Origin of the sequence: Nocardia noduli, assembly GCF_019038455.1 — a bacterium.
GTDB classification, from domain to species: Bacteria; Actinomycetota; Actinomycetes; order Mycobacteriales; family Mycobacteriaceae; genus Nocardia; species Nocardia noduli.
In genome coordinates, this window is the sequence record NZ_JAFMPL010000144.1 from 1 (window position 1) to 16,246 (window position 16,246).

A 16,246-nucleotide genomic window follows, 5' to 3' on the forward strand; every position below is an offset into this window, starting at 1 on the left:
AGATCGGCAATGCGCCGCATCGACAGGCCAGGCAGGTAGGCGACGTCATGGCCGCAGGCACGGGCGACGGTGACCGGCAGGGCGCCGATGGTGTTGGGCTGGTCGACCACGATCAATAGCGGGCCGCCGGTGGCGAGTTGGTCGAACACGGCCCGTAGCCGGGCCTCGTCGTTCGGAAGTGCCTTGTCGAACAACCGTTTCCCGGTCGTGTCGAGACCGACCGCGTGGTGTTCGCCTTTACCCACGTCAATGCCGCAGAACACGGCATATGCCTGTGCCACTTCGCATTTCCTCATCGCATCGAAACGCTCCGGAACGGCCGCCGATCAAGCGTCAACGCCCGGCACCCACGTTACGAAGAGACCTACGAGCAGCCACATCATTGAACACCAAGATCGGCGGTCCGCGCCAGGTGCGTCGCAGGCTCGCCCTTTGGTACGCGGGTGCGAGCCTTTCTCGATGGCGGCGTGGCAGTCGGTCATTTACGTTGTGGCGCACCTACAACGGCCGGGCTGAGCGGCTGTGGCGCCACTGCTCAGTATGCAGGGGAAGCGAGCTGCCCGGACCCCCGATTCCGGGCGGCTCGACTAACACCGCGTGGTCCGCGCCCACGCGCTCGGCCAGCCTCGCGTGCGGAACGGAGACCGGTTGCCGCCAACCTCCAAAACGTCCCCGAACCGCCCCCAAAGATATCAAAAACACATCCGTTTCATATCTATGCGTACGTCGTCGCGGGTAGGTGCGATTTCTGGTAAGGGTGCGTGACGGGAGGGCGGTAGCGGGCGATGGATGCGGGGAGTTCGCCAGGGGTCTCGGCATCTCCGAAGTCACCGTTCTGTCCGGTATCGACACCGGGGGCGGTGTCAGGCGTTCCTCGGGCTCCTGGGTCGTGTGGCGTGCCCTCGCACGGCAACCTTGGGCCTGCCGCCACGCTAACCAAAACCCGAAACCCTTCACCTGGCGAAAAACCGCAGAAGAAATCCTCGACTCCCTCGCCGAATATGGCGAAGATTTCAGGTCCGGGACACTAGGAGCCGACCCTCGGCGAAGGCGCTTCGGGGTCGGCCCCGATAGTGCCCACCATGCGGCGCGAGCACTCGAGAAGCGCCACGCGGAGCTGTGAATCGTCGAGGTCGGAGAGATCGGGGTCTGCCGCGCTGTAGTGAATCCCCGCGACCAGTACCGAGACAGCGACTCGGCTCATCACCCCGGCGCCGGGGCCGGTCAAGAGGTCGGCGAGCCGGTCGGCCGCTTCTTTGTAGTTGCGGTGATCTTCGAGCAGGCGATCGACCGCCGGATCCCCGTAGAAAACCCCGGCTATGTGGCGGTGGCGGACAACGAGTTCGATCAGGCCGCTGAACGCGACTGAACGCCGAGCCTCGTCGGTCGGCAGTACTTCGGCGATTCGGACCACGCGTTCGATGTCCTCGAACGCGGGTCGGATGACCGCCAACGCAATGTCGTCCTTGGACTGGAACTGGTAGTACACCGAAGCTTTGCTCACGCCGACACGGTCCGCGATCATCTGCAGCGACGTACCGCTGACTCCGCGCTCGGTAAAGAGCGCCAGCGCGGCCTCCAGAACCCGCTCTCGCGCTCGACCTCGTGGCGCCACCGTCTTTGCCAAGTCGGCCTTTCAGGGTTGGTCGTTCGATCAACTTCCTACGCCCACCGGGATGGTCGGACCTTTCGATCATGATACTCGGCGAGCCTGACAGTTCGTCGACATTCAGTCTGCCGAACGGCTTGTTTTAGATTGACGCTATAGGCTAGTTTTATTGCACATAGTGGTGACTGAGGGCAAGCGGGGAGCTCTGTTCGCGACGCGATCCGCGAAGGTGGAGTCGCCGCTATGGATAGGACGCAACGGGGACGAGCGAGAGGTGACGATCATGAGCGCTGTGACAACAACGGATAGTCTGGTGGGAACGGTCGCCCTGGTAACGGGCGGCGGACGCGGTGTGGGACGGGCGGTCGCGCTGGCGATCGCCGAGGCGGGGGCAGCGGTGATGGTCACCGCGCGCTCTGTGGCCGAGATCGAGGAGACCGCGTCCCTCATCGAGGCCGCGGGCGGCCGTGCCGTGGCATATCCGGCCGATGTGACCGATCTCGATTCCATGCGGAAGATGCTGGCTGTCGCAGAGTCGGAGCTGGGCAAGCCGACACTGCTGATGAACAACGCCGGTGGCGGTGAGCGCGGCGGCAACGGTCCCTTCGAGACCATCGAGCCCGACGCGATCGTGGCGGGGCTACAGGTCAACCTGATATCCACCATGCTGCTGACTCGGCTCGTGCTGCCCGGCATGCTCGAGCAAGGCGAGGGGCGAATCATCAACGTGGCGAGTGGAGCGGGCATGATGGCGATGCCCTTCCTGGCGCCCTATTGTGTCGGTAAGACCGGCGTCATCCGTTTCAGTGAGGCACTGGCCCTGGAACTTCAAGGCCGCGGCGTCTCGGTCTTCTCGATCACGCCCGGCAACGTACTCACCAACCTGACCGCAGCCCTGTGGCCCGGCCGCGAACAGTTCATCGCCGCGCCGCCGAACGCTTCTCCGTGGGTGTTCCCCCCCGGCCACGCCTTGGAGGATCACGGCTGGTATCCCCCCGAGCGCGCCGCCGCCCTGTGCTTGTTCCTCGCGTCCGGCAAGGCCGATGCGCTGTCGGGGAGGTTCTTCTCCGTCCACTACGACGAGGCGGAGATCGCGGCGCAGGCCGAACGCGTGGATCGGGATCAGCTCTACGCATTGCGTTTGACGACCCTCGACGGCATCGAAGAGCCGATCTTCTACAGGGACCCCGCCGAGGTTCGGCGAAGCGGCGCGGCTGGCTGACACATTTCAACTGTGCTCGATGCATGCCGCATCGAGCACTCGGTCGGCGTATTTCATTTCACGAGAAGGTTTGAAGCTATGACCTCGAGCATCCCAAGTTCTCTCGAGCCGGTGCTGAAGAGCCGGTACCCGCACCGCCCTCGAGTGCTGTTCGTTCTCCGGCGACGGCCCGGGGCCAGCCCCGAAGCTTTCGAACAAGCGCTGGGCGACTGGCGACGACGATGGGAATTCGGAGTCGCACCCGGCACGATCATCGCCAGGGCGGGCGTGGCGATAGCCGAAATGCAGGACGATCTCGATAAACAATTCCAGGCCTCGGGAGCCGATGTGACGGCGATCGACGGCTATGTCTCGCTCGATCTCGAGATCTTCGACCCGACACCGGCCGACTTCGAGACGCTGTTCGAAGCCGCGGCAGGTTGCCTGGAGCCGCTGATCGACGTCGTCGACCTGGCAGAGTCGGTCGCCCTCGCCGGTGTCGCGAATCTGACCATACCGGGCTTCGCGCCCACCTCGATGATTCTCATCCTCGATCGCGTCCCGGAGCTCTCTGTCGAACAGTACAACGAATGGTGGGTTCGGCACGGCGATGACCACCGCCGCGCCAATCCCGCACAAGTCGGCTACCACCAACTCCACATCGCACCCGAATTCAATGCCCTGGTGGCCGATTCCACAGGAACAGCGGTGACGGGTCAGTGCGTTATCGACATCATGTACCTGGGACATACGCGTGACGGGTTTCCAACGGCGGCGGATCCGTCGAGCGGCGATGCCCGCGCGCTCGCTGACGATATCGGCGCACACGTCTCGTTCGCATCGGTAAAGGGCAGCTTCATACGCGAAATCTGATGGGCTCGGCGGGCCGCGCGCGGAGGCGCCGACGACAGGGTCCGCATGGTCGGCCTCCGTAGCCGGGCACAGTATGCGCTCACCCGGATCGTCGACGTAGGCGTGGTGAGAGGCTCGATCCGGTCGCGCGTAGCCCGACCGCTGGATCCTGTCACCGCAGCACCCGTGGCCACTCCGAGTGCCGCGCCCGACCGCGTCGTCTCGAGATCCTCGATGACCCGCTCTCGTAGCGCACGTACATGATCGCCTCTCTTGCCGAAGTCCGGATCGACGCCACTTTCAGGGCATGAGGTCGAGAAAAATCAACGCATTGTCGATTTTGTGCGTCGCAGAGCTCGCGAAGGGCGCCATATCGAATGCGTCATTTGGGTCCAACTTGCGTTACAACATGTCACACTAGGCTTGTGTTACACGATGTAACGACAGTGCTCGAGTGTGAATCGGGAGAGAACTGATGGGATTTCGTTTGCTGATCAAGGGCGGCACGGTGGTCGACGGGTCAGGCGCGCCTGCCTACCGGGCCGACGTGCGCGTCGAACTCGGTCGGATCGCCGAGATCGGCACCGATCTGGAAGCGGTGACAGGCGAGAGGGTGATCGATGCCACCGACTGTTGTGTGACGCCGGGGTTCATCGAATCTCATAACCACTGGGATGGCGGTGTGTGGTGGTCGCCGAACATGGAACCGTTGCCTGCCTACGGCGTGACCACGTCCATCAACGGTAACTGCGCCTTCTCTATGGCGCCGACGCCGAAGACCGCCGAAGACCGGCAGAACCTGATCGACATCTTCAACTTCTTCGAGGACATTCCCGAGGAGCCGATGAAGAGGCTCGTGCCGTGGGACTGGACGACATGGAGCGAATACAAGAAGTCGATGATTCGGCACGTGAAGGTACCGGTGAATTTCGCGGCCTTCGTCGGCCATATTCCGATTCGGCTCTACGTCATGGGGCAGGACGCGTGGACGCGTGCCGCCACAGCGGAGGAGATCCAGCAGATGTGTGAGCTGCTGGATGACGCGCTCGCCGCCGGGGCGATGGGCTTGTCGTCGAATCATCTCGACTTCGACAAGTACGATCGCCCATTGCCCTCCCAGCAGGCTGATGACGCCGAGTACCGGGCGTTGCTGGATGTGATCGCTCGACACGACGGCGCGACATTCCAGGTGATCGTCGATCACTTCATGCGAATGACCGGTCCGGACCAGGTCGAGCGCATGGGCCGCATTGCCAAGGAAGCCGGGGTGCGCATGCAGTGGGCCGGTCTGCCGACGCTGAAGTTCCAGGCCAAGGTGCGTGAGCGCTCGGCGGAGTTGCACGAGCAGTTCAAATCCGAAGGGCTCGAGTTCTATACCGGGTACCACCATGTCTCGCCGACCTCGGTGATCAATTTCGCGCGTTCGCTGGTGTTCGCCCAGAATGGGAACCCTGTGTGGCAGACGATGGTCGACGCGAGTTGGGACGAGAAGAGCGCGATGCTCTCCGATCCGGAGTGGCTCGACAGTGCTCGCACCGCGTGGGACAACACGTACAGCCACTCCTATCTGCATGATCCGACGGCGCTGACGCTGCGGGAAAGTGAGACCGGGTGGGGTCCGGTGGGGCTCACACTGGCCGATTACATCGTCGAGTCCGGACTCAGCCATCCTTCCGACGCACTGGCCGATTGGGTGCTCAAGAACGGTGCCGAATCCGTGGTGCACAAGAGGTCCTGGGAACGTGACGAGGATGTCCTGCTTGGCTTGCTGCGTGACCCGAATTCCGTCGGAAACCTCTCCGATGCGGGTGCCCACGGCAAGATGTTCTGTGGAGCGGGCGATAATGTGTATCTGCTGACCGACTTCGTGCGTGACCGCGGAGTGCTCTCGATCGAGGAAGGTGTGCATGTGCTGACCGGCAAGCTCGCAGCCTTCTTCGGACTGCGCGACCGCGGGGTGATCGAGGTCGGCAAGGTCGCCGACATCGCGGTGTTCGCACTCGATGAGATCGAGCGGCGGCCGGAAGAGAAGATCTGGGACGTGTGGGACGGGCAGGGTGGGCGCACCTACCGCTACACCCGGGCTGCCGCGCCGATGCGACTCACACTTGTCAATGGTGTGCCGACCTTCGACAACGGTGCCTTCACCGGGCGATTCCCCGGGGATATGGTCGGCCCGGAGCAGAGTGCCGCGCTGGCCACCCATGGCGGCTGAGTAGATCTTGGCGGACGCGGATCGTGGAGACGAGGCGGCGCTGGTCGGTGGTGCTCCGGATCCGCGTGTCGCCGGTCTGATCGCATTCCATCGACAACGTAAACGGGATAGTCGGGAGCGACTGCTCGAGGCGGCGATGTCGAATTTCTGCGATCGAGGCTATCTTCCGGTCTCGGTGGAGGACATCGCCTCGGCGGCGGGCGTCAGCCGCATGACGTTCTACAGACACTTCAAGGGGAAGGCGGACCTGGCGGCAGACCTCTTCCGGGTGACCGCCGAGGCCGCGATGCCGCTCTATGTTCGCATCGCGGCAATGGAGTTCGAGAAACGTCTTGTCGTCGTCGAATGGATCGCGGCGATTTTCGATGCCGATCGAGCCAACCGGCATCTGCTGCGGGTCTTCATTCAGGCGACGGCCGACGAAGGTGACTTCACCGCGCGAGCACAGGAATTCATCGACGATCTCATCGGCACGCTGGGAATGTCGATACCGGCTTTCGCCGTTCGACCCGATCGAGAGGACGAGCGCCGCCGGTGGCTCGAAGCGTGGTTGTTGCTCTACGAAATCCTGGACCAGAGCAACCATTCGGCGTTGGCCTCCGGCGTGGCGTCCGACCCTCTCGTGATCGAGATCCTGGCCGATCGGTTTCTCGACTTCGTCAGCACTCGTTCCGAGCGTTGACAGCGCCGATCGGCCGTCCGCCACCGGTGCGGGCCGAGGTGATGTAGAGGTCGTTTGCTGTGGAGCCGCCGAATGCACAGGCGGTGGGTCTGGCTACAGGAAGGGGAATCACACGATCGAGTTCGCCGGAGGGCGTATACCTGTGCACGGCGGCTCCATCCCAGAACGCAACCCAAACCGCGCCGTCGCTGTCTACCGTGAGTCCGTCGGGAAATCCGGCGTGGTGGTGGGTCTCGACCCAGGGACGGCGTTCGATCGCCTGCCCGTCGATGAAGGTGAACACATCGATCCTGCGGGTGGGGGAGTCGATGTAATACATCTCGAGATGGTCTGGGCTCCAGCCGATTCCGTTGCTGACCGTCACATCGTCGAGTACCCGCGTGCTGTTTCCATCGGGTGCGATCCGCGTGAGTGTTCGCCCGCCTTCGGCCTCGTCGTAACGCATGGTGCCTACCCATAGGGAGATGTCGGGGGCGACGGCGGCGTCGTTGCCACGGCAGCCCGGTGTCGGTGCGTGGTGGATCCACCGGAAGTCTTCGCCGTCGCTGTACACGCCGACGCCGTCGCGAAGGTTGGCCACCACACCCCCGCCGATTCGGGGGCGACCGCGCCGACGTGTTGTGCGGTGGACCGCGTCGTGTCGGCCGCATATGTCGTTCGGGAGGCATTGGCCGATCGAGAAGTCCGCGCGCGGTATCTGCGGACGTGCGCGGAACTACTGCATGCCGATCGCGAGGCGCTGACGGAGCTTGCCGATGCCGAAACGGCGCTCGGATCGGCCCGGCTGAGCGGCGAGATCGATCGCGCATGTCGCCAGTTGTCGGCGTTCGCCGACGCCGTTCGAGCGGGCGACTACCTCCAGATCATCATCGATCACCCGACCGCGGTGCCGACACCGGACCTGCGGCGCTATCGGATTCCGCTCGGCGTTGTCGCCGTCTATTCCGCCTCGAATTTTCCTTTCGCCTTCTCGGTCGCCGGTGGTGACACCGCGAGTGCCCTTGCCGCGGGATGCCCGGTGGTGGTCAAGGCGCATCCTGATCATCCCGCGACCTCGGAGCGAACACTGGTGGCTCTGCGCCAAGCCGCGGCGCGATGCGGACTGCCGCAAGCGGTTGTGCAACTCGTGCACGGTTTCACCGCCGGAATCGATCTGATCCGGCATCCGCTCATCGCGGCCGCAGGCTTCACCGGTTCGGTGCGCGGTGGCCGCGCGTTGTTCGACGCCGCCGCCGCCCGTCCGGTCTCTATCCCGTTCCACGGTGAACTCGGGTCGGTCAACCTGGTGGTCGTGACCGAGGCGGCCGCGGCCGAGCGCGCGAAGCGGGCTACATCGATATCGAACTGACCGACGGGGCGAGGATCGTGGAATCCAATGCGGACCGCAGCATTGTCGTCGAAGTCGAAGGTGCAGCCACATTGGAGGGGTTCGGCGGTGCCGACCTGTCCGGGGGTCGAATATACAGGCAGATACCGGTCTTGCCTGCCTTGCAGTTTCGGCGTCGCGCGCAGCAGATGTCGAACAGGGCGGACGCGAAATCGCCGACTTCGCCGAACTCGACGTCAGGGCTCGTACGGTGCGTACGAGCCCGGATTGGTAGTACGGCTGGAGGATTGGCGGCCTAGCGTGCAGAGCTGTCGCTCTCCCAACACGTCGACCTCGCCCGCGACGACGAGTCACCACCGGTCGTGCCCGTTCCCGCCGCCTCGCGGACGACGCTGCGCGAACTGCGCGTCATCGTCTCCCGGCCGAGTTCGAGCGGCTGCCGCGACGATTTGCGGTCGCTGGTGCGGAATCGCGACGTCGATGTCCAATCCCGGTCGGAGAGGTCTGCGCTGCGGACCGTGAGCGATCGGCGGATCACTCGTATTCGACCGTGACCGCCGGGGTCTGCGGGAGCGACTGGCAGGTGAGTATGTAGCCTTCGGCCACATCGTCGTCGCTCAGCACCTCGTTTGTGCGCATCTCGACCCGTCCTTCGCTGAGACGTGCCATGCAGGTGCCGCAGATGCCCGACTCGCAGGAGTACGGGGGATTCAATCCGGCACGCCGGGCGGCCTCGAGTACGGTCTCCTCGGAGCCGACCTGGACGAGGGACTCCGCGCCATCCAGCAGAATCGTCGCAGCGGACTGGATTGCGGTGTCTTGCTGAGGTACTGGCGATCCGGTCATCGGCACACTCCTGAATGATCGTGTAGAACGTCGACACCCCTTCGGTGTCGCGTGGTACGCGCCGACGAGCCCTGAGTGCTCGATCGATCGCAACAGCCTTTCGATCTCCTTCGACTTCCTGGCGCGGATGCTAGCGCAGCGCCGGACCTACCCAGCGGTGTAGGTACGCGCGTAGCTCGGCACTCGACCGCGGGGGATCCATCGGCGCGACAACCATCGACTGGATCATTCGAAGGAGGAATTCAAGGAGTTCATCGACGGTCCGATCGTCGTAGCCGAGGTCCGCCCACTTGATATGGGTGCTGTGCAGCACGGTGCGTCCCCGTGCGATCCACACGGGTTTGAGCATCGTTCGGCTGAACATATTGGAACGGTCGTTGGCGAGCAGCAGGGTCAGTTGGGGTTCGTGTGGCAGCCGCTCGATGATGTATGCCACCACTTCGACCAGTTGATCCGCGACATCCAGATCCGCGGTCATGGCCTCGATCTGCGTGTTGAAACTCTCCAGCGCGATTTCGGCGACAGTGGTGAACAGCTCCTCGGTGCTGGCGAAGTATCGGTAGATGGTCCGGCGGGTGATGCCGAGGGTCTCGGCGATATCGGACACGGTTGTGTCCCCGGCCCCACGTCGATCGATGACGCGCAGCGTGGCGTCGACGATGCGTTTGCGCGCCTCGTCGTCATCTCGCGGCGGTGAGCCCGCCCACCCTTTACGGCCCATACAGTCTTGACTCCTTCTGCGACCCAGCTTACATTACATCAATGTCACACTTGTGAGCATTGCGTGTAATCAGTGTCACTGGAGGAACAGCATGACCGACCTCGAAGTTCGCCGTCCGAAGTTCGATTTCACCGAGGACGTCCCGTGGGAATGGAATCCGGGCAATCCGTCCTTCTCGTTCTCGATGAATGCCACATCTTTTATCGCGATCTGCTTCGAGCAGATGATCGTAGCCGCGGTGCAGGAAGCCAAACCTCTTCTCGGAGATCCGGATGTGGCCGCGGAGTCGTTGGCGTTCCTGCGCCAGGAGGCCCAGCATTCGAGTTCGCACCGCAAGCACGTCAGTGCCCTGTGCAGGCGCTACCCCGGTCTCGCACAGACACTGGACAAGGCGATCGCGAGTTACGACTCTCTCACCGCGAACACTTCCTTGAAATACCGGCTGGCCTACATCGCCAATCTCGAGGCGACCTTCACGCCGAGTATGAAGCTGATGCTCGACAACGAGGACACGCTCTTCCGTCCCGGCGACGATCGCGTGGCGTCGTTGTTCCTGTGGCACTTCGTCGAAGAAGTCGAGCATCGCAGTTCGGCGATGGTGATCTACAACGAAGCGTACGGGGACACCTGGTTTCGTATGAAGTCGATCCCCTCGGTCGTCAAACACCTCGTCGAGGTGATGGGGATCATCGCCGACGGCGTCAACGAGCACGTGCCGGAATCGGATCGCAAGATCGATGCGCGTACTCGGCTGGCGGTCGGTGAGGCCGAGCCCTCGCTGTGGGACAGGCTTCCGTTCGGCACCAAGAAGCCGTCCTCGATCGCGCCCCCGGGTTTCGCGACCGTGTCGTGGCGAGAGAAATTCGTGGCCGCTGCCAGGGTCCTGATGAGCCAGACACCTTTTCACAATCCGGCACACGCGGTGCTGCCGAAGTTCGCCGACTGCTGGTTCGAGCGATGGGATAAGGGCGAAGACGTCACACGCTGGTACTCTGCCCAGATCGCTAGTTGAGATATCCGATGGCCGGTCAGTGCAATCCCACCTTCGATGAAATCGCACGAAAACTGGGCGACTTCACCTGCCAGGACGCCCCTGCGATCATCCACCTACGCAACCCGTTCGGATTGTCGAACTGGACTCTGCCGGTAGTGGAGTTGATGATGGTCGCAGGCGCAGTGCTGGCGTTGTGGTACTCCATCCGACGACTGCGCCGTCACGGTGACCCCGTCAACCTGGCACTCTGGATCGCGACGGTGGTCTATCTGTTCGTCATCGAGATTCCGCTGTACTTCCCGGACAGTTTCGGAATCGAAGAAGATTTGGGAATCGTGTTCGCGCACAACGCGTTCACGGTTCAGTTCATGTTCGAACGATTGCCGCTGTACATCATCGCTCTCTATCCCGCGGTCATCACAGTGGCTTTCGAGATCGTACGCAGCCTCGGGGTGTTCCGGGATCGGGGCATCGTCGTCGGCGCGATCTGTGTCGGATTCGTCCACCATTGCTTCTACGAGGTATTCGATCAGCTCGGTCCTCAGTTGCGCTGGTGGGCCTGGAACACCGACAACGCGACCAACCATCCACTGGCGGCCTCGGTACCCATGACGAGCATGGTCATCTTCGCCACGCTCGGTCCCTTCGCGGCGACCCTGCTGGTGATGCGACTGGTGGGTCGGAAATCCGAGAAACTGGCTGAATCGGCGAGCCCGGCACGGTTGAGCGGTGTGAGTCTCGGATGGCGTTCGGTCGTCGCCGGGGTGCTGGTACCGGTCGGCGTCGGCATTCTCAGTACCCCGTCTTCTGTGGTCGGCCGCGGCGACACGCCGAACACCACCGCGCAAGCGATCGTGTTCTGGATCGAGTTGGTCATTTTCGCCGCGATCTCCGTGCCGGTACTCGTGCAGCAATGGTCGCGTCACCGCAACAGTGCCGAGGGAATTCCGACCAACGAGTTCGTCCGAGTCTTCGCCCCTATCTATCTGGTAGTGCTCGCGGTCCTGTGGGTGTCTGCCCTGCCGGACTATTTCGGAGCGGTCGACGGCATCACCAGCGACGACACACCCATCGGCAATGTCTGGTACGCGACGGGCTGTTTGATCATCGCGGCATTGGCCGGTCTCAGCGTTTCCGTGCGGACGAGGACAGTGAGCGCGCGTGAAATCAGCCGTGTATGACGGTGACGCGCTGTTCGATCGAGCACAGGGGGTAGCGCCCGCCCGGGTAGAACTGTCGGCGAGGAGCCCCGAATTTCGCCGTCAGCATTCGAAGAACATCGCGTACAGCGGTTTCGGCGCATCCGGCCCCAGGTGACATCCGTCGATGGCATCGCCGTGTCGGAGCCCCGCGCGATGTGTCGGTAAACCGGGAAACATGACCGCCGCCTCCCTCGCACGAGTATGCGAGGGAGGCGGCGGTGACGTCGGCTATGTGCTGTCAGAAGCCTCGCGCGATCCAATCGGACAGGTGTGGTGCTTCGGTGGCGACGGTGGTGTTGTCCCCATGGCCGGGGAACACTCGGGTATCTTCGGGGAGGGTGAGAATTCGCTCCCGCACGGAATCGATGATCGTGGGAAAGTCCGAGAATGAACGGCCGGTGGCGCCGGGGCCTCCGGAAAAGAGCGTGTCACCGGAGAACAACGTCTCGGCCTCGGGAACATAGAGGCAGATCGACCCGTGTGAATGGCCTGGTGTATGGATGATATGCACCTCGGTCCCGGCGAGCGCGATGCGCTGTTGGTGGCTCAGATGCCAGTAGCGAGAACCGGGATGGCTCATTTCCCAGAGCTTCTCGTCTCCGGGGTGCAGCAGGACCGGAGCGTAGAGATCCTCGGCGAGTTCGGGTGCGTGGGTGACGTGGTCATTGTGTCCGTGAGTGCACACGACGGCGACGACATCGCGCCCGGCGACGGCTTCGATGATCGGCTTCGAGTCGTGCGCGGCGTCGATGACGACCACTTGGTCGTCGTCGCCGAGGACCCACACGTTGTTGTCGACCTCCCAGGTTCCGCCGTCGAGTTCGAAGACCCCGGAAGTGACGACGCGATCGATGCGTAGTGTGCCGCTCACAAGACGACGACCGAACGCAGGACTTCACCCGCGTGCATGGTGTGGAACGCTTCCTCGACGCGGTCGAGGCCGATTCTCTCGGTGACGAACTTCTCCAGTGGCAGTCGGCCCTGTTGGTAGAGGTCGACCAGCATCGGGAAATCCCGCTCGGGTAGGCAATCGCCGTACCAGGATGACTTCAATGACCCACCGCGGGAGAAGAAGTCGATCAGCGGCATATCGAGGCGCATATCAGGTGTGGGAACTCCGACCAGAACGACGGTGCCTGCCAGGTCGCGGGCGTAGAAGGCTTGTTCCCAGGTCTCCGGGCGGCCGACGGCATCGATGACCACGTCGGCGCCGAAACCGTTGGTGAGCTCCTGGATAGCGGCGACCGCGTCGGTTTCGGTCGCGTCGACAGTGTGAGTCGCGCCCAGTTCGTAGGCCCATTCGAGTTTCTTCTTGTCGCGGTCCACGGCGATGATGGTGGACGCGCCTGCGAGCCGTGAACCGACGACGGCGGCGTTTCCCACCCCGCCGCAGCCGATCACCGCGACGGAATCCCCGCGACCTACGCCGCCGGTATTCATCGCGGCGCCCAGTCCGGCCATGACGCCGCAACCCAGCAAGCCCACCACGGCCGGATCGGCGCCGGGATCCACCTTCGTGCACTGTCCGGCGTGGACAAGAGTCTTGTCCGCGAAGGCGCCGATGCCAAGCGCGGGGGTGAGTTCGGTGCCGTCCAGCAAGGTCATCTTCTGCGTGGCGTTGAAGGTGTCGAAGCAGTATTGCGGGCGACCACGCTTGCAGGCGCGGCAGTGTCCGCATGTCGCCCGCCAATTCAAGATGACGAAGTCGCCGGGGGCCACGGACTCGACACCTTCACCGACCTGTTCCACGGTGCCCGCCGCTTCGTGGCCGAGCAGGAATGGGAACTCGTCATTGATGCCGCCCTCGCGGTAGGTGAGGTCGGTATGACACACGCCACATGCTGCGACTGCCACGACCACCTCGCCGGGCCCGGGATCGGGAATGAGGATGTCGGTGAGCTCCACCGACGATCCTTTCGACCTGGCTATGACCCCGCGTACCTGTTGTGGCATGTGTCCGTTTCCTTCGATTGGGCGTGTGATCCAGCCGGTGCAAGCGTTTGCAGGGCCGAGGTCGAAGCTAACGCCGAAAGTGGGGGGTTGCCCCTGGTCCGGTGGATAGCGAAACCTACCCTTCTGGCTAGGTAGGGGTCGCTGATGCCTCTGTCTCTGTCGGCCTACACTCCGGGTGGTGAGCGACTCAGCGTCTTGGACCGAGGTAGAAGTGGCGCGGCTGCGCGGGTTGTGCGATGTGATTTCCGGACCGCTCAGCGATATAGCGCGGCGTATGTCGCGATACCTCGCCGAGTCGTGGCCGCACACGGCATTGGTGATCTTCACACGGGAATGCACGGGTCGCCCTCGCAAAGTGGCTGGGCAAACCGAGGTTGTCGGACAAGTGACGATCGAGGCACTGGAAGAGCTGAAACTGACTGTCCCGCTGGGGCATCACGCGGTCAGGTCTGTTCGATTGTCTGGTGGCGAGCGTTGGGTGTGGCTGGTTCGTGATGCCACCGATACGCTGCTCGTGCTCTTTCCGCGTGCCGAGATCGATATTCCCGATCCAAGTGGGCTGGCCGCTGTCTTCGGTATGGTCGCTACTTCGATCCGTCAGCAGGTAGCGCAGGCGGGCCCGGACTATCTGGCCGAGTCCCGCGCGGCCTCGAGTGCGCGGGCCCGTACGATCGACGAGTTGACCGCCACGCACGAGGCGACCGTGGCAGGCATCTTGGCCACGTTGCGATCGCCGCGACTGGATGACCGGCGGGCCCGTAGTATCGCCGCCGATGCCGCGTCCGTAGCGCTGGTCGCGATTCGGTCCACCCGGGCAATCGACCGCGTGTTGGGCGAAGAGCGGCCCGCCGCCGCGTTCACGCGGTTACGTGAAGAGATCGTGTCGCTGCTGAGGGATCGTGAACTCGACGTGGAGTATGTTCCGCCACGGGCCGACAGTCCCTCGATTCCAGGGGAGGTCGCCTCTGGCGCACGGGCGATCACGAAGACAGCGGTGCTGGGGCTGGTAGGTCGGGGCGATTCACGGCTGCGGATTGCTTGGGCCTCGGATGCGCAGGTATTGACCGTCGATGTGCGGGACCAGGGCGCGGGCGATGTGGAGATCGAGGCGCTACGCCGCAGTCTTCAAGGGCGAGTCCAGGCATTGCACGCGGAAGCGGAACTGGAATCCGTTCCAGGCTGGGGATGTCGAGTGTTCGTCCGGCTGCCGCTCGAACCCCCCGTTGCCGCGCCCGACCAGACGTTGCTGGCCAGGCTGAATCCCAGACAGCGGGAGGTGCTGGTATTGGTCGCTATGGGGAAACGCAACAAAGTGATCGCCGACGAACTGGGTGTCGCCGAGAGCACGGTCAAATTCCACGTCGCGGGTGTGCTCAAGAAGCTGGATGTTTCCACCAGGGGAGAAGCTGCCGCACTCGGAGTTCGAGCGGGCTTGACGCCGCGGCCCGGCGTCGCACGCGGTTCGACGGCCTGATTCGAGGTCTGGTGCGGCTGGTCGGGCATTCGCCGGCATGCCACGGGGCGCGCCAGCAGCGTGGGCTGGCAGCGGCGGGCAATCCCGAGGCGCGTCCGAGACGAAGGTGTCAGGATGGGTGCACACATCGTCACGTGACAATCAGGCTCGGAGGTTGTCGTGTCGGGGTGCTTCCTCATTCAGGCGAACAATTCCGAGGAGGCAGTCTCGAAGACCTGGTTCCCCGAGCCGATTATCGCGGCGGTGGTAGTCGATTCGTCGGCCCAGGCCCCACGATCTTCGCTGTCGCCCCCGGTGGCACCGTCACTTCGAGAAGTATCCGGTCCCCGTCGCGCTTCCATGCGCTGCGTGCGGATCCGAAATGTGTGTCGAGCGTACTCTCGGCGTGGAGAGTTGTTGGGCCACAACGGGTGCGAATCGTATGTGACGATAGCCCGGACTGTCGGGAGACATTCCCGCCAGTCCCTCGGTCAACCAGTCGGCGACGCAACCGAGGGCGTAGGGGTTGTGTGATTCCTTACCGTTGCCCGCGTTGTCGTAGCCTTCCCGCGTCTCCCAGATTGTCGTTGCGCCCAGTTCGATCCGGGACAACCAGGAAGCACGCTTGTGAGCCACCCACCGAAATGGAATGAAGTCTCGAGGAGGTAGCGGCCTCGACCTTTGATGCGAGCGCGCTCTTCGATCCCGACGACGAGTCGCCGCAGTACTATCGTACTGGCGGTCGAGCAAGGCCCGGTCACCGTAGTATAGGTGTGCGGTCCAGGGAAGCAGCACCGGACCATCCGACCGACTGGGACATCACGTGCAGAGTGCTCTGCGCCGGGATCACCCACAACCTACTACGTGCCGCCGGGGCACTCGCCGACCCGCAACTGGGCAGGGCACGCGCAACCACACTGCGCCGCAAGATCATCGCCGTCCCCGCTCGTTTCGCCCGACCGCAACGCAAACCCGTCCTACACCTGCCCGCCCACTGGCCCTGGGCCACCGCATGGCAGCAGTTGTGGCATGCCGCCGCCACGCACTCGACGGCCTGAACACCCCTAACAGATCAGTTCAGAATGAGTTTGCGGAGGCAGATGACCGCGCAGGCGAGGCTGAGTAGGGCTTGGTGGATGTCGGCGCGGCGTTCGTAGCGGATACGCAACCGTTTGAACGCGTGTAGCCAGG

At 63.5% G+C, this 16,246-nt stretch carries 16 protein-coding genes and 3 pseudogenes; 9 read left to right on the forward strand and 10 right to left on the reverse strand.

Features of this window, described 5'->3' with window-relative positions:
- Both JZ792_RS38055 and JZ792_RS38060 read right to left on the reverse strand, forming a co-directional pair.
- On the reverse strand, positions 1-296 hold a 296-nt coding region (locus tag JZ792_RS38055), incomplete at its 3' end, for an IS110 family transposase (RefSeq protein ID WP_438804433.1).
- Positions 297-1,027: 731 nt separating this feature from the next.
- Complete coding sequence (locus tag JZ792_RS38060; protein ID WP_308165616.1) at positions 1,028-1,615, reverse strand: TetR/AcrR family transcriptional regulator; 588 nt, start codon at positions 1,613-1,615, stop codon at positions 1,028-1,030.
- 286 nt (positions 1,616-1,901) lie between these two features.
- Here JZ792_RS38060 and JZ792_RS38065 point away from each other — a divergent pair, with 286 nt between their 5' ends.
- The 4 genes from JZ792_RS38065 (at position 1,902) to JZ792_RS38080 (ending at position 6,559) form a co-directional block, all read left to right on the forward strand.
- Entirely contained in the window at positions 1,902-2,831 is a 930-nt protein-coding gene (locus tag JZ792_RS38065; protein WP_216917751.1) for an SDR family NAD(P)-dependent oxidoreductase, read from the forward strand.
- 12 nt (positions 2,832-2,843) lie between these two features.
- Complete coding sequence (locus tag JZ792_RS38070) at positions 2,844-3,683, forward strand: hypothetical protein (protein ID WP_216917752.1); 840 nt, start codon at positions 2,844-2,846, stop codon at positions 3,681-3,683.
- Between the two features lie 526 nt (positions 3,684-4,209).
- Positions 4,210-5,877, forward strand: coding sequence for an N-acyl-D-amino-acid deacylase family protein (locus JZ792_RS38075; RefSeq protein WP_216917753.1), 1,668 nt, complete (start codon positions 4,210-4,212; stop codon positions 5,875-5,877).
- Between the two features lie 7 nt (positions 5,878-5,884).
- Positions 5,885-6,559 (forward strand): TetR/AcrR family transcriptional regulator, encoded by a 675-nt coding sequence (locus JZ792_RS38080; RefSeq protein ID WP_216917754.1) that lies wholly within the window; start codon positions 5,885-5,887, stop codon positions 6,557-6,559.
- Here JZ792_RS38080 and JZ792_RS38085 read toward each other — a convergent pair.
- Positions 6,537-7,139: an SMP-30/gluconolactonase/LRE family protein gene (locus JZ792_RS38085; protein ID WP_216917755.1), complete on the reverse strand. Its 603-nt coding sequence runs from the start codon at positions 7,137-7,139 to the stop codon at positions 6,537-6,539. The genes JZ792_RS38080 and JZ792_RS38085 overlap by 23 nt on opposite strands.
- A gap of 57 nt (positions 7,140-7,196) precedes the next feature.
- On the opposite strand from JZ792_RS38085, the gene JZ792_RS38090 reads away from it, so the two are divergent.
- Positions 7,197-7,907: an aldehyde dehydrogenase family protein gene (locus JZ792_RS38090; protein WP_308165615.1), complete on the forward strand. Its 711-nt coding sequence runs from the start codon at positions 7,197-7,199 to the stop codon at positions 7,905-7,907.
- A gap of 513 nt (positions 7,908-8,420) precedes the next feature.
- On the opposite strand, the gene JZ792_RS38095 is transcribed toward JZ792_RS38090, so the two are convergent.
- Together JZ792_RS38095 and JZ792_RS38100 are read right to left on the reverse strand one after the other, a co-directional pair.
- On the reverse strand, positions 8,421-8,732 hold the full coding sequence (locus JZ792_RS38095) for a 2Fe-2S iron-sulfur cluster-binding protein (RefSeq protein ID WP_216917757.1): 312 nt from the start codon (positions 8,730-8,732) through the stop codon (positions 8,421-8,423).
- A 130-nt stretch (positions 8,733-8,862) separates the two neighbouring features.
- Complete coding sequence (locus JZ792_RS38100) at positions 8,863-9,453, reverse strand: TetR/AcrR family transcriptional regulator (protein ID WP_216917758.1); 591 nt, start codon at positions 9,451-9,453, stop codon at positions 8,863-8,865.
- A 91-nt stretch (positions 9,454-9,544) separates the two neighbouring features.
- Here JZ792_RS38100 and JZ792_RS38105 point away from each other — a divergent pair, with 91 nt between their 5' ends.
- Together JZ792_RS38105 and JZ792_RS38110 are read left to right on the forward strand one after the other, a co-directional pair.
- Positions 9,545-10,465, forward strand: a complete 921-nt coding sequence (locus JZ792_RS38105) for a metal-dependent hydrolase (protein ID WP_216917759.1) — start codon at positions 9,545-9,547, stop codon at positions 10,463-10,465.
- A gap of 8 nt (positions 10,466-10,473) precedes the next feature.
- Entirely contained in the window at positions 10,474-11,628 is a 1,155-nt protein-coding gene (locus JZ792_RS38110; protein WP_216917760.1) for a hypothetical protein, read from the forward strand.
- 259 nt (positions 11,629-11,887) lie between these two features.
- Here JZ792_RS38110 and JZ792_RS38115 read toward each other — a convergent pair whose 3' ends face one another.
- Together JZ792_RS38115 and JZ792_RS38120 are read right to left on the reverse strand one after the other, a co-directional pair.
- A complete protein-coding gene (locus JZ792_RS38115; protein ID WP_216917761.1) occupies positions 11,888-12,520 on the reverse strand; it encodes an MBL fold metallo-hydrolase in 633 nt (210 codons plus the stop codon).
- On the reverse strand, positions 12,517-13,602 hold the full coding sequence (locus JZ792_RS38120) for an S-(hydroxymethyl)mycothiol dehydrogenase (protein ID WP_216917762.1): 1,086 nt from the start codon (positions 13,600-13,602) through the stop codon (positions 12,517-12,519). Before JZ792_RS38120 ends, JZ792_RS38115 begins: the two co-directional genes overlap by 4 nt.
- A 229-nt stretch (positions 13,603-13,831) precedes the next feature.
- On the opposite strand from JZ792_RS38120, the gene JZ792_RS38125 reads away from it, so the two are divergent.
- Positions 13,832-15,076 (forward strand): LuxR C-terminal-related transcriptional regulator, encoded by a 1,245-nt coding sequence (locus JZ792_RS38125; RefSeq protein WP_438804434.1) that lies wholly within the window; start codon positions 13,832-13,834, stop codon positions 15,074-15,076.
- 232 nt (positions 15,077-15,308) lie between these two features.
- Here the strand turns inward: JZ792_RS38125 and JZ792_RS43335 are convergent, their stop codons facing one another.
- Together JZ792_RS43335 and JZ792_RS43340 are read right to left on the reverse strand one after the other, a co-directional pair.
- Positions 15,309-15,566, reverse strand: a complete 258-nt coding sequence (locus tag JZ792_RS43335) for an alpha-L-rhamnosidase C-terminal domain-containing protein (protein ID WP_368858176.1) — start codon at positions 15,564-15,566, stop codon at positions 15,309-15,311.
- Positions 15,554-15,850, reverse strand: a pseudogene (locus JZ792_RS43340) (hypothetical protein); the annotation flags it as partial. The gene JZ792_RS43335 and the pseudogene JZ792_RS43340, both read right to left, overlap by 13 nt.
- A 35-nt stretch (positions 15,851-15,885) precedes the next feature.
- Between JZ792_RS43340 and JZ792_RS38135 the strand changes: the two are divergent.
- Positions 15,886-16,113: pseudogene (locus tag JZ792_RS38135) on the forward strand (IS1380 family transposase); the annotation flags it as partial.
- Positions 16,114-16,127: 14 nt separating this feature from the next.
- On the opposite strand, the pseudogene JZ792_RS38140 reads toward JZ792_RS38135, so the two are convergent.
- Positions 16,128-16,246: pseudogene (locus tag JZ792_RS38140) on the reverse strand (IS5/IS1182 family transposase); the annotation flags it as partial.